We start from the raw sequence: 12,068 nt of genomic DNA on the forward strand, positions 1-12,068 counted from the left end.
CCCCTCCGTGGAGCCGGCGCAACGCGTGGCGCCGGCTCTTGACGGACCCCTGACGCCCGCCGCACCGCCGGTGCGTATGGAACGCGTGAAGAGTGCCGGGGCGGACGTATGGAACACGCCAAGGGTGCTGGTGGCAGCCCCGTGCGCCTTCGACGCTGTTCTCACTGTGCTCAATCGGAGGGACCGGCGACATGGCCATGCACGTAGGAAAACCGACCGCGGTCGCCGAGACGCCGGGCCAGGAGGAGCCCCCCCGGCGCCGGAGCGAACAGGGCGGGCGAGCGGCACCGGCTGACCGCCCTGCAGGGCCTCTCCGCACTGTCGCTCGACGCGATGGCGTCCGTCGCGTACGGCCCCGAGTCGATCGTGCTCGTCCTGGCCGCGGGCGGCGCCTACGGCCTGGGATTCACCCTCCCGGTCACCCTCGCCATCGCCGCACTCCTCGCGGTCCTGGTCGCCTCGTACCGGCAGGTCATCGCAGCGTTCCCGGACGGCGGCGGATCGTACGCGGTGGCCAGGCGCCACCTCGGCAAGCGCACCAGCCTCGTCGCCGCCGCCTCTCTCATCCTCGACTACGTCCTCAACGTCGCGGTGTCCGTCACCGCGGGCGTGGCCGCGCTGACCTCGGCCTTCCCGGCCCTGCACGGGGAGCGCGTGTGGATCTGCCTCGGCGTGCTGGCCCTGGTCACCGCCGTGAACCTGCGCGGGGTCGTCGATTCGGCCAAGGCGTTTCTCGTCCCGACCGCGCTCTTCGTCGGCTCGATCCTCGCGATGATCACCGTCGGGCTCCTCCGTGACGGCCCGGTCAGCACCGCCTCCGCCGCCGGGCACGCCTCCGTGCTCGGCGAGGGCGCCACCGCCGTCGGCGCCCTGCTGTTGCTGAAGGCGTTCGCCGCCGGCTGCTCGGCGCTCACGGGCGTTGAGGCGGTCGCCAACGCCGTACCCTCCTTCCGCGCCCCGGCCGCCCGCCGCGCCCAGCGCACCGAGGTCGCCCTCGGCGCCCTGCTCGGCGTGATGCTGATCGGCCTGTCCATCCTGATCGGCCGCTTCCACCTCCAGCCGGTCGAGGGCGTCACCGTCCTGGCCCAGCTCGCGGACGCCTCGTTCGGGCACAACGCGGCCTTCTACGTCGTCCAGTTCGCCACCATGGTGCTGCTGGCGCTCGCCGCGAACACCTCCTTCGGCGGGCTGCCGGTGCTGATGGGCCTGCTGGCCCGCGACAACCACCTCCCGCACGTCTTCGCCCTCAAGGCCCACCGGCAGGTCCACCGGCACGGTGTGGTCTGGCTGGCGCTCGTCTCCGGCGCCCTGCTCGTCTTCTCGGGCGGCGACACCAACACCCTCGTCCCGCTCTTCGCCATCGGGGTCTTCGTCGGCTTCACCATCTGCCAGGTCGGCATGGTCCGGCACTGGTACGGCGAACGCCGCAAGGGCTGGCAGACCAAGGCCGCCCTGGGCGGGTTCGGCGCGCTCCTGACCGGCGTCTCGGCGGTCGTCGTCACCGCCACCAAGTTCACCGAGGGCGCCTGGCTGATCGTCCTGGCCCTACCGCTGATCGTGCTCGCCTTCGAGAAGATCCACCGCGCCTACGCCGAGATCGGCGAACGCCTCGAACTGGGCCGTGTCCCGCAGCCGCCGCACCGGGCCCACTCGCTGGTCGTGGTCCCCGTATCCGGGCTGTCCCGCCTCACCTGCCAGGCCCTCACCGCCGCCCGCTCCCTCGGCGACGAGGTCCGCGCCGTCACCGTCACCCATCCCACGGACGAAGACCGGCTGGCCGTCGAATCCCTGCGCCGGGACTGGGAGTTGTGGAATCCGGGGGTCGAACTGACCGAGCTGTCCTCGGAGAGCCGCTCGCTGGGCCGGCCGGTGTCGGCGTACGTGCGGGGGCTCGCGCAGACCCACCCCGGCGCCCAGGTCACCGTCCTCATCCCGGAGACCGAACCCGCACGCCTGTGGCAGCGGCTGCTCCAGAACCAGCGCGGCTCGGTCGTCGCCCACGCCGTCCGCCGTGACACGGACGCCGTCATCTGCCGCCTCCGCTTCCGCGTCACGGCGGACACCGGGCCGACCGTCTTCGACGACACGCCCACGGTGCCCTGACGGATTCGCCCCGCCGCCGGTTCCCGCGGGGGCGGCCCCCGTCCGGGCCGCCTCCGCCGCTCGGCGCCGTAACGCGCCGGTGCGCCGCCGCCCCCACGTCCACGCCGGCTGACCCATTCGCATCAAGACGCCGCCAGGAATCCCGCGGGCCGCCCGCCGCGCCGGGGGAGCCGGGGGATTCTGGCGCCGTGACCTCTCGCTCGCGCCCCGACCGCGCCATCCGCCGGGCCGTACTCGGCCTCGGGACCATCGGCCTCGTCGTCATCGCCGCCGGCGCCTGCCTCGAAGCCTTCTGGCTGCTGGGCCTCGGCGTCTGGGCCGTCATCGTCGCGATGCTGATGGAGCTCGTCTACCGCCCGTGAGCCGGGCAGCGCCGCGCAGCACCGGGCATCGCCGGGCAGCGTCAGCAGGCCGTCAAAATTGCCGGACTCCGCGTGAGAAGGCCGTCAACAGCCGTACTCCACCGCCCGTCGAGGCCCTTCCATGGAACCTGGCGGACGACGGAGACAGGGAGACGCCATGCCAAGAGTCGTGGTCGGTGCCACGGGCACCCTGGGGAGCCTGGCCGCATTGCACAGGGCGGCCGCGGAGGCCCGGGTGCGGGATGCGGAGCTGTGGGTGGTCCTGGCCTGGCAGTCGCCGGGTGGTGAGCTCGGGAGCCGCAACGGCCTCGGGCCGTCCGTCCCGGCGGAGTGCCGTGCCGCGGCCGTCGGCCGACTCCGCGAGGTCCTCGACACGGCGTTCGGCGCTGTGAAGCCCGGAGTCACCCTCGCGGGCCTCACGGTACGCGGCACTCCGGGCGCGGCCCTCGTGGACACGGCCCGCGAACCGGATGACCTCCTGGTGGTCGGCACGGGACCCCGCACCCCGCTGCGCCGCTTCGTCCGCCCCTCGGTGGCCCGCTACTGCCTCGCGCACGCCGCCTGCCCCGTCCTGGTCGTACCCCCGTCCCCGCTCCAGGCCGACCTCGACGCGGCACACCGCCGCAACTTCTGGAGGATCCCGCTGGACCCGCGAGAACTGGCCGGCTGACGAGCAGGCCCTTCGTGCGGGGCCGCGGGGCCGCGGGCTCCGGGGCTCCGGGGCTCAGAACCGGTCCAGCGGCACCCCCGCGTACGCCTCCCGCAGTGCGGTGACCACCGGGTCGTCGGTGCGGAACACGACATCGTCCACCGAGGCCACCACCCGTACCCCGATGGCCGTGTTCGTGGCGAACGCGGCCCGCATCGACCGCAGCAGACCGTCCGTCACCGGAGCGGTGACATGCCCGCCGTGGGCCGACCGGAGCAGCCGCATGGTGACCCCCGGCAGTACGTCGGCCTCCGGCCACACCACGGTCCCGGCCGCGTCCACGAAGCCGATGTTCCAGGTGCAGCCTTCCGAGACCAGCCCGTCGGCACCGGTGAACAGCACGTCGTCGAACCCGGCGAGGCGGGCCCTGCGCCGCATCCACAGCTGCCCGAAGAGCGCCACGTGCTTCACCGCCGGCAGGTCGCGCCGGTAGGCGAGCCGCTGCACCCGCAGCGGGCCCGCGACGCCCCCGGCGGGCCGCGTCGTGACCAGCACGGCGGGCCGTGTCTCCCGGTCGGGGGCCGCCAGGTCCAGCCCCGGGCCGAACACCGTGACCCGGACGGTGCGCCGTCCCGCGCTCCCGCCCACCTCCCGCCGTACGCACTCCCGCACCCACTCGGCATCCAGCGGCGCGTCGAACACCGTCCGGCAGTCGTCGACCAGCCGGTCGAGGTGGAGGGCGAGCCCGCGTACCGCGCCGTCCTCCACGACCATGGTGGTGAAGTGCCCGTAGTTGGTGAGTGCCAGGGCCTGCACGTCGGCGAGGCCGGCGGGGGATCCGTTCAAGGTAGCCATGCCCGCAGTCTGCCGCCGCAGGACCGGCGATTCGCACATGCCCGATATTGCTCTCTGGTGAGACGTGGTTCCTGCGTGTAGTTTCAGCACCAGCTGTCGTGGTTCGCAGTACCTGCCCGCGCCCTGGCGTGGGCGTTTTGCTGTGCAGTGCCGGACCAGGGCGATCACCTCCGGGTCCGCGCGGTGCGGATCCGACATCGACTGAGAGGCTCGAGCATGGCCAGCGGAACCGTGAAGTGGTTCAACTCCGAGAAGGGCTTCGGCTTCATCGCCCAGGACGGCGGCGGACCGGACGTCTTCGCGCACTACTCCAACATCAACTCGACCGGCTACCGCGAGCTCCAGGAAGGCCAGGCCGTGACCTTCGACATCACGCAGGGCCAGAAGGGCCCGCAGGCGGAGAACATCACCGCCGCCTGATCCAGCCGCAGACGACTCCGCCCCGGACCGTGTGTTCCGGGGCGGAGCCCGTCGGTGGCCGCGCCGCCGGATGCCGTCCGTACCAGGACACGATGAAGGGACGGGCCGTGCCGGGTCCCGAGGCGAACGCCGACGGCAGGTGGTGGCAGCGAGGCCGTCACCTGTGGGCGCCAGGGCTGGCCAACCTCCTGATCGGCGTGGTCGCCGTCATTCCGGGTCTGTGCATCCGCTGGCTCACCACGCAGTACCCGTCGGTCGACTGCGGCGGTGGCGTCGGCTGTGACAAGGAAGCGTCCGAGACCGCGACCGTCGTGTCGTACGGCGCCGTGCTCAGCGGCCTGCTCGTCCTCGGGATGGTGCTGGTCGTGGACGTGCTCATTCCGCGACAAGAGGGCGGACAGCCTCGCCGGTGGCTTGCCATGGCCGTGCTGATCCCGGTTCCCTTCGTCGTCGGTCAGGCTCTGGGCTGGATATAGGGCTACGGCTGGATCACTTCACCGTTCGCCGCGTCGACCAGTGCGACGGACACCGGACCGTCCGTCTTGCCGGGCAGGGACAGCGGGAAGCGCCACACGGGCCGCCACGCGCCCCGTACGTCGGCGGCGACGAGAACCGGCTCTCCCGGAACGATGGGGCTGTGCGGAGCTCCTGCCGCGAGAGCGGACCGAGCCCCGGCCGCGTCGACCTGAACGCCGGGGAGCGGCGGGTTGGCGACGTCGCGCGCGGCGAACGACACGACTTTCCCCGTCGCGTCCACCACGATGTCGAGCCGCATCGGCATCAGGACACCCTTTACGTGCGCCTGCCGGCTCACATGCCAGTCTCCCCATTCGCCGCTGGGGGCACCGGTCGGGTCGCCTCTCGCGCCCGGGGAAAGTGCGCCAGCATGTACTCCTCGGCCTTCGTCGTCGCGGCCTCGCGGCTCACGCGCAGCACTTCGGAGACGGGCGCGACGGGCAGGGCGCCGGCCATGCGCAGCCGGCGCTCGTCCGGCCAGGAGAACTCCATGGACGCGGTGGCCGACGTGATCCGGATGGCAGGAGAGCCGCCCGTCCCGTCCTTGACCAGCTGGATCCTCGCCACCTGCGAGTCCGGGCCCGGATGCTCCGCCGCGAGGCGGCGTGCCGCCGCCTCCTGCTGGGCGTTCACCGGGAACGATCCGTCGATCTCATGGGGTGCGCGAAGGATCCACCCCGCCCACACGGCCGTCAATGCCACGGCGGCGGCCACGAAGCCCGCGGCGACGGCCACCCGCTTCGATGCCGGGCGGGATAGGGTGCGCAACCGTGGAACGGATCTTGGTTGTGGGTGTCACCGGCGCGGGCAAGTCCACGCTCGCGAGAGCCCTGGGCAGCCGTCTGGGCCTGCCGTGCCACGAGATGGACGCGCTGCACTTCAACGGCCCCGGCTGGGCCACCAACGACATGCTGGTCGAAGAGGTGTCGGAGCTGGCCGCCGGGCCTCGCTGGATCGTCGACTCCATCGGTCACCCGGACGTCCGTGACCTGCTGTGGGAGCGGGCCGACACCGTGATCTGGCTCGACTACCGCAAAAGCGTCGTCATGCCCCGCGTACTGCGCCGCTCCCTCCGGCGCACCGTCACGCGCGAGGTTCTGTTCGGCGGCAACAGGGAGTCCTGGGCGGGCTGGCTGAGCCGGGAACACCCCGTCTGGTGGGCCTGGTCGCAACACGGGGCCCGCCACCGCGAAGTCGAGCGCCGTGTCCGCGACCCCCGCTTCGCCCCTCTCGGCACCCTCCGCTTCACCCACCCGGACGAGACGGCGGCCTGGCTGGCCTCCCTCTGACCGGGCCGTACGCCTCACGGTCCGCTCGGCCGGGGACCCGCTACCGGTCCCGTGCCCGCATCAACAGATGGCCCCGGCGGTACCGTTCCCCTTCGAGGGGCTCGCGCAGCATCCGGCCGACTTCGGCGAACCCGGCCTCGCCGGCCAGCCCGGCGACGGCGTCGACCGGCCAGCGGTAGGCCGTCGTCACCTTGTGGTCGAAGGCCGCCACGGGTCCGCCCTCGGATTCGAAGAAGGCGAGCAGGAGGGTCCCGCCCGGGGCCAGAACCCGGCGGAACTCGGCGAGGTACGACGGCATGTCCCGCGGCGGTGCGTGAATCACCGAGTACCAGCAGACGATGCCGCCCAGCGTGCCGTCGGCCAGAGCCAGGGCGTCCATCGAACCGACCTCGAAGCGCACGTCGGGGTAGGCCTCGCGGGCGAGGCCGATCATCGCCGGCGAAAGGTCGATGCCGAACACGTCCAGCCCCAGGCCCCGCAGATGCGCCGTCACGTATCCGGGGCCGCAGCCCAGCTCGGCGACGGGCCCGGCAGCGGTGCCGCGCGTGAGATCGGCGAACGCGGCGAGGACCGCGCGGTCCAGCGGCAGGCCGTCGAGCGAGTCGCGGACGAGATCCGCGTAGAGAACGGAGACGGCGTCGTAGGCCTCCGCCGTCTCACGGAGGTACGAGGGAACCTCCCTGAACTCGATCACCAGGGAGCCCCGGCGGCGCATCCGGGACCCGGGGGCGGGAGTCTGGGCGGTGACCACCCAGACTCCGGGCCAGGTCAGTGCCCCCACCGGAGGTCCGTCCGGGTCGGAGGCGGCCAGCACCACGCCCGCCTCCCACGCGACCTTCCGCGCGTCGGTGACGATCAGTCCGACCACGTCGGGAACCGTGACCTCGTCGGCCGTGCCCGGGCCCATCCAGCTCATACAACCCCCCACGTGCAGCATCCCGCCGATGCGAGGCTGAGGATAGGCCCCGGCCGGACCCGAGATGCCCTCAGGGGCGCAGGCCGGCCTGCCCGAGTGCCACCCGGGACAGGTCGCCGATCACCTGCTCGTCGCCCCGGCGCCAGGCATCCGCGAGACCCCCCGGCGGCACGGAGACGGCGGCGAGGTCCGCCACCGGCCCGGTCAGGGCACGCAGCGCCAGCAGGTCGGCGCCGCCGGGAGCGTCGACCAGACCTCGGATCAGCGCGCTGCGCCGGATCCAGCGCACGCGCGGGGGAAGCCACAGCGCCAGCACCACCGTCACCGAGAAGACGATCAGGGCGAACGTGGTCAGGTCGGCCGCACGGCTCACCGCGTCCTGCATCGACTGCCCGGCATCGGAGAGCCCGTTGCTGGCCTCGGCGGCGGACTGCAGCGGCTTCTTCAGGATGCCGCCGACGAGGGGCACGTTCGAGGCCGCGTTCCCCGCGTCGCCGAGACCGGAGGCCAGACTGCCGCCCGCGTTCTCCACCTTCCGCCCCGGCTCGGCCAGCAGCATGATCACGTCGTGGACGGCCAGTGCGAACGTCACCGCACCCGCCAACAGGGCCACGGCGATGAGATCGGCGAGCACCTGCCGGCAGCGACGTGCTCGGGTCTGGGCGTAGAGGCGCATCTGCGTGCTCCTGTTCCGGCGACATCAACGGACAAGACCGGCCTGCGACCGGGTGAGGCACGACAGCCGTGGCAGCACGCCCCGGCCCGCCGCCCGACCGTACGTGACACCTGCCCCGTCCGGGCGCGTTCACCTGTCGGCGCGAGTTGCCGTCCGCCGGTCGGCCGGGGTGCTCCGGGAAGCGACGGTGTTCAGCGCGGGAGCACCCAGCCCGGCGCCCAGGTCCCGGCGGCGCCGCGGCCGGCCGTCGCGGCGGCGAGGTGGGCGCGGAGGGCGGTCAGGGCGGGGTGGGGGTTGTCGCGGTGCCAGAGGAGCGAGTGCGGGTAGACGGGCGTCGGGTCCGTCACCGGGATGCGGCGCAGGCCGTGGCCGGCGGGCCACACCAGGCGGGTCTGCTCGCCCATGAACGTGGCCAGGGCCGGGGTGTCGGCGATCGTGTCCAGGAGCGCGTCGGAGCCGAAGTTGGGGCCGGTGGCCTCGATGGTCAGGCCGAACTCGGCGACGGCGTCGGCGTAGTAGGCGGCCCACTCGGTCCCGGGGACGATGCCGGGCATCCAGATCCGGTGCCCGGCGAGCTGAGCGAGGCACACCGACCGGGCGCCCGCCAGCGCGTGGGCCGGGCCGGTGAGCAGCTGGAGGGCCTCGTCCAGTACGCGGACGGACTCGATGTCCTCGGGAAGGGGACGGCCGGGCACGGCGACGGCGCGGAAGGACGCGTCGATCGCGCCGGACCGGATGGCGGCGACGGCCGTCTCGATGTCGAACAGCATCACCACGTCGAGGTCGATCTCGGGGTGTGCGCGGTGGAACTCGCGCATCAGACCCGACGGCGCGCCGCGCGAGGCGATCACGTCGACGCGCAGCGGACGGTGGCCGGGGCGCACGGACGCGACCGCGCGCTCGGCGGCGCGCAGCAGCTCGCGCGCGTGGGGCAGGAACGCCTGCCCGTCGATGGTGAGCTCGGCTCCGCGCGCGGTGCGGGTGAACAGCCGCACGCCGAGGTTGCGCTCCAGCGCGGCGATGCGCTTGGAGACGGCCTGCTGGGTGACCCCCAGCTCGGCGGCGGCCTGCTGGAACTGCCCCGCCTCGGTGGCGGCGACGAAGGTCCGGACGGATTCGAGGTCCATGGCGACACTCTAGGACCACAACCTCGGGTTGTGTCTCCTCGCTCGCATGGTTGTTTGACCCCCGCCAGAGCGCTCGATTTGATGCTTCCGATCGCGGATCGGTTGTGCGGGAGAGCAGGTGAGGGGCCTTCGGGATGAGGAACGGCCACCGCCTCGGGCGGCGCTTCGGATGGCTCTGGGGTGCGTACGGGACCAGCACGCTCGGCACGTGGCTCGCCTTCGGGGCGTTCCCGCTGATCGCCATCCAGGTGTTGCACGCCGGCCCGGCGGAGGTCGCGGCGCTCTCGTCCGCGGGGGCCATGGCGGGCGCGGCCGTCGCGGTGCCGCTCGGTCCGTGGGTGGAGTTCCGCGGCAAGCGGACGGTGCTGATCACGATGGACCTCGTGCGGTTCGCGGCGCTGCTGACGATCCCCATCACGTACGTGCTCGGGGTGCTCACCTTCCTCCAGCTCCTGCTCGTCTCGATCGTCGTCGCGGCGGCCGACATCACCTTCCGGGCGGCCTCCGGCGCCTACCTGAAGACGTTGCTGCCGGCCGGGGAACTGCTCGTCGCCAACGCCCGGTTCGAATCCACGACCTGGACGGCCACGGTCGTCGGACCACCTCTGGGCGGAGCGGTGATGGGGCTCCTCGGGCCCGTGGCGACGGTGGTGGCCGACGCGGTCAGCCATCTGCTGTCGGCCCTCGGCATCCGGGCGATGGGCGGGCACGAGCCGCCGCCCGAGCGCTGGGAGGCCGCCCGGATACGGGCCGCGGACCTGTTCGACGGCTGGCGGTTCATCCTCGCCGACGTGGCGCTGCGTCCGCTGTTCTTCAACACCGCCCTGTTCAACGGCCTGGTCATGGCCACCCAGCCGCTCCTGGCCGTCCTGATGCTCGGCCCGCTCGGGTTCGCGCCGTGGCAGTACGGCCTCGCGTTCGCCGTGCCCGCCGTCGGTGGGCTGCTCGGATCGCGGCTGGCCCGGCCACTCGTCACCCGGTTCGGGCAGCACCGGGTCCTGGCCGTGGCCGGAGCGCTGCGCGCGCTCTGGCCCTTCGGTCTGGCCTTCCTCGGGCCGGGCACGGCGGGGTTGCTGCTGGTGATGGGAGTCGAGCTCGGACTCGTCTTCTGCTGCGGGGTCTTCAACCCGGTGTACGCCACGTACCGCCTCGAGCGCACCCCGGCCGACCGGGTGGCGCGCACGCTGTCCGCCTGGGCGGTGACGACCAAGGCCTCGACCGCGCTCCTGACGGCGGCCTGGGGCGCGCTGGGCGTCCTGCTCGGCCCGCGCACTGCCATCGGCCTGGCCGGCGCGCTCGTGCTGGTGACCCCGTTCCTGCTGCCCCGGCGGGAAAAGGTGGTGAACCGCGGGCCAAAGGTGCCGTAGGGTTAGGGCAACGACGCGGGGTGGAGCAGCTCGGTAGCTCGCTGGGCTCATAACCCAGAGGTCGCAGGTTCAAATCCTGTCCCCGCTACCACTCGGAAGGGCCCGGATCCCCACAGGATCCGGGCCCTTCCGCCGTTCGCGAGGGCCGGCGGCCGGGTGACGGGTCCGGCGCACCGGGTAACCGACTCGTGGGGAGGTGCCCCCGGTCGTACGGTGGTCAGGGGGACCGGTACCGGCACCACGGCGAGTACGCCGTCGGAGTCTTCGCCGTCCGGTCGAGACGACCGCACACCGAGAGCAGGTGCATCCCTTTGCGCACGTCAACCCGTACGTCGACCCGTATCGCCAGTGTCCTCACCGGACTGACCCTGGCCCTGGGCGGAGCTGCCCTGGCCGCCCCCGCCGCACACGCGGACGTGAGTGCCTGCATCAACGCGGTCGAGCGAGAACTCCGCGGCGGCGAGGCCCCGGAGTCCATCAGGACGGCCTGCTCCGCAGGCGTCAGCGGCTACCACGACCAGTGCGTGTCCGGCCTGACCAAGGGCGGCGTCACCGACGGCACGGCGGTCAGCGCCTGCCGCGTGGCCCCGAACTAGGTCCAGGCCTCCACGTGACCCGGCTGCTCCCGCGGGGCAGCCGGGACCGGGTCAGATCGTGACCGGGCCGCGGGGCGTGGCGAACTCGACCGAGACCAGGCCGGGTTCCTCGTCCTCGACCCAGGTGACGTCGATCTGGTCGAGCGGGTGGTCGGCCGGTTCGCCGAGGAATTCGGCGATGGAGGCGGCGTCGCCGCCGATGGAGACCCCCTGGATGGTGGTGGAGGTGCGCGGGCCGGCGCTCGGGCGCTCCTCGACGGGGACCAGCCACTGGAGGAAGTACGGCAGTTGCGGGTCCTCCAGCAGTTCCAGCAGGCCGATCTGCTTCCACCTCAGGTCGAACCCGTCGGGGCGGACGCGGTGCCCGTCGGCCGAGGTGCGGCCCAGGCGGGCCTCGACCGGGGCGATGTCGTCGACGGAGACCACCCAGCCGAGCCAGCCGCCGCCCTCGGCGGCGCGGCGCGCGACCGCCTGGCCGAAGGGTGCCCGGTCGGCGGCGGGGTGGTCGAGCGTGGTGACGACCTCGACGTAGGTGCCGCCGCTCAGCGGGAGGATGAAATTGCGGGTGCCGAACCGCGGGTGCACGCCACCGTCGACGAATCCGGCGCCGAGGGCCGATCCGATCCACTGGACGGTCGACACGAAGCTGTCGCGGGCCACCGCATAGGACACGTGATCAAGTCGCACCGCGCCAGCATCACCCGGCAACCCGCACAAGTCCCGACGCCACGCCCGACGCGCCGGCCACGTCCGCCGTGGATTCAGCCGTGGAGCGGACCCCCGCTCGGTGCTCCGGTCAGGTGGTCGGGTCGTCGGACATGATCTCGCGGACCTCCTGCGCGCAGCGGCACGCGGCAGCGAGCCGGGCGGCCCAGCCCAGTGCGTCCTCGCGCGTGGGCACATCGATGACCGAGAAGCCGCCGAGCACCGCCTTGGTCTCCGGGTACGGGCCGTTGGTGACGGTCCCGTCGGTGGACACGATGCTCGCCCGCTGGCTTTCCACTCCGCCTCCGAAGACCCACACACCGGCCTCCCGGGCCTCACGCACCACCTCGTGCGAGGCGTCGGACACCGCGGGCAAGTCCTCCGCGGCGATGTTCATCGCGCCGTCATCGAACGAGATCAGATACCGCGTCATGTGTGACTCCCTTGCCGGATGCGGCTGTTCTCGTACAGTCTGGAGTGCCGGTGC

15 protein-coding genes, 1 tRNA gene and 2 pseudogenes are annotated in these 12,068 nt (G+C 72.8%); 9 read left to right on the forward strand and 9 right to left on the reverse strand.

The genetic code is table 11. The features are described from left to right. Positions 1–191 precede the first annotated feature (191 nt). The 3 genes and pseudogenes from ACTVZO_RS37035 to ACTVZO_RS37045 all read left to right on the forward strand — a co-directional run bounded on the left by ACTVZO_RS37035 (position 192) and on the right by ACTVZO_RS37045 (position 3,135). Positions 192–2,103 (forward strand): annotated as a pseudogene (locus tag ACTVZO_RS37035) (APC family permease). A gap of 188 nt (positions 2,104–2,291) precedes the next feature. After that, positions 2,292–2,465, forward strand: a complete 174-nt coding sequence (locus ACTVZO_RS37040) for a hypothetical protein (protein WP_443302527.1) — start codon at positions 2,292–2,294, stop codon at positions 2,463–2,465. A gap of 157 nt (positions 2,466–2,622) precedes the next feature. Next, the gene (locus ACTVZO_RS37045; RefSeq protein WP_443302528.1) at positions 2,623–3,135 is read left to right on the forward strand and encodes a universal stress protein; all 513 of its coding nucleotides are present in this window, start codon (positions 2,623–2,625) and stop codon (positions 3,133–3,135) included. A gap of 54 nt (positions 3,136–3,189) precedes the next feature. Here the strand turns inward: ACTVZO_RS37045 and ACTVZO_RS37050 are convergent, their stop codons facing one another. Next, positions 3,190–3,969, reverse strand: coding sequence for an aminotransferase class IV (locus ACTVZO_RS37050; protein WP_443302530.1), 780 nt, complete (start codon positions 3,967–3,969; stop codon positions 3,190–3,192). Positions 3,970–4,185: 216 nt separating this feature from the next. On the opposite strand from ACTVZO_RS37050, the gene ACTVZO_RS37055 reads away from it, so the two are divergent. Together ACTVZO_RS37055 and ACTVZO_RS37060 are read left to right on the forward strand one after the other, a co-directional pair. Next, a complete protein-coding gene (locus ACTVZO_RS37055; protein ID WP_328929665.1) occupies positions 4,186–4,389 on the forward strand; it encodes a cold-shock protein in 204 nt (67 codons plus the stop codon). Positions 4,390–4,481: 92 nt separating this feature from the next. Further along, positions 4,482–4,865 (forward strand): hypothetical protein, encoded by a 384-nt coding sequence (locus ACTVZO_RS37060; protein ID WP_443302531.1) that lies wholly within the window; start codon positions 4,482–4,484, stop codon positions 4,863–4,865. Positions 4,866–4,867: 2 nt separating this feature from the next. Here the strand turns inward: ACTVZO_RS37060 and ACTVZO_RS37065 are convergent, their stop codons facing one another. Next, complete coding sequence (locus ACTVZO_RS37065) at positions 4,868–5,170, reverse strand: hypothetical protein (RefSeq protein WP_443302532.1); 303 nt, start codon at positions 5,168–5,170, stop codon at positions 4,868–4,870. A 29-nt stretch (positions 5,171–5,199) separates the two neighbouring features. Then, positions 5,200–5,673 carry a hypothetical protein gene (locus tag ACTVZO_RS37070; RefSeq protein WP_443302533.1) on the reverse strand — a complete coding sequence of 158 codons (474 nt, stop codon included), beginning with the start codon at positions 5,671–5,673 and terminating at the stop codon, positions 5,200–5,202. Between the two features lie 2 nt (positions 5,674–5,675). On the opposite strand from ACTVZO_RS37070, the gene ACTVZO_RS37075 reads away from it, so the two are divergent. Further along, a complete protein-coding gene (locus tag ACTVZO_RS37075) occupies positions 5,676–6,194 on the forward strand; it encodes an adenylate kinase (RefSeq protein WP_443302534.1) in 519 nt (172 codons plus the stop codon). A 40-nt stretch (positions 6,195–6,234) separates the two neighbouring features. On the opposite strand, the gene ACTVZO_RS37080 is transcribed toward ACTVZO_RS37075, so the two are convergent. The 4 genes and pseudogenes from ACTVZO_RS37080 to ACTVZO_RS37095 form a co-directional block, all read right to left on the reverse strand. Further along, on the reverse strand, positions 6,235–6,909 hold the full coding sequence (locus ACTVZO_RS37080) for a class I SAM-dependent methyltransferase (protein ID WP_443303388.1): 675 nt from the start codon (positions 6,907–6,909) through the stop codon (positions 6,235–6,237). Beyond that, positions 6,904–7,131: pseudogene (locus ACTVZO_RS37085) on the reverse strand (PASTA domain-containing protein); the annotation flags it as partial. The gene ACTVZO_RS37080 and the pseudogene ACTVZO_RS37085, both read right to left, overlap by 6 nt. 49 nt (positions 7,132–7,180) lie before the next feature. Beyond that, positions 7,181–7,786: a hypothetical protein gene (locus ACTVZO_RS37090; protein ID WP_443302535.1), complete on the reverse strand. Its 606-nt coding sequence runs from the start codon at positions 7,784–7,786 to the stop codon at positions 7,181–7,183. Positions 7,787–7,977: 191 nt separating this feature from the next. Beyond that, positions 7,978–8,913, reverse strand: coding sequence for a LysR family transcriptional regulator (locus ACTVZO_RS37095; protein ID WP_443302536.1), 936 nt, complete (start codon positions 8,911–8,913; stop codon positions 7,978–7,980). Between the two features lie 134 nt (positions 8,914–9,047). On the opposite strand from ACTVZO_RS37095, the gene ACTVZO_RS37100 reads away from it, so the two are divergent. The 3 genes from ACTVZO_RS37100 to ACTVZO_RS37110 all read left to right on the forward strand — a co-directional run bounded on the left by ACTVZO_RS37100 (position 9,048) and on the right by ACTVZO_RS37110 (position 10,876). Then, positions 9,048–10,280 carry an MFS transporter gene (locus tag ACTVZO_RS37100; RefSeq protein WP_443302537.1) on the forward strand — a complete coding sequence of 411 codons (1,233 nt, stop codon included), beginning with the start codon at positions 9,048–9,050 and terminating at the stop codon, positions 10,278–10,280. A gap of 14 nt (positions 10,281–10,294) precedes the next feature. Then, positions 10,295–10,371, forward strand: a tRNA-Met gene (locus tag ACTVZO_RS37105). A gap of 220 nt (positions 10,372–10,591) precedes the next feature. Next, entirely contained in the window at positions 10,592–10,876 is a 285-nt protein-coding gene (locus ACTVZO_RS37110; RefSeq protein WP_443302538.1) for a hypothetical protein, read from the forward strand. 51 nt (positions 10,877–10,927) lie between these two features. Here ACTVZO_RS37110 and ACTVZO_RS37115 read toward each other — a convergent pair whose 3' ends face one another. Beyond that, a complete protein-coding gene (locus ACTVZO_RS37115) occupies positions 10,928–11,563 on the reverse strand; it encodes a VOC family protein (RefSeq protein WP_443302539.1) in 636 nt (211 codons plus the stop codon). A 109-nt stretch (positions 11,564–11,672) separates the two neighbouring features. Further along, complete coding sequence (locus ACTVZO_RS37120) at positions 11,673–12,014, reverse strand: YciI family protein (protein ID WP_443302541.1); 342 nt, start codon at positions 12,012–12,014, stop codon at positions 11,673–11,675. Positions 12,015–12,068 lie beyond the last annotated feature (54 nt).

The sequence above is a fragment of the Streptomyces sp. IBSNAI002 genome (assembly GCF_052244475.1).
Lineage (GTDB): Bacteria > Actinomycetota > Actinomycetes > Streptomycetales > Streptomycetaceae > Streptomyces.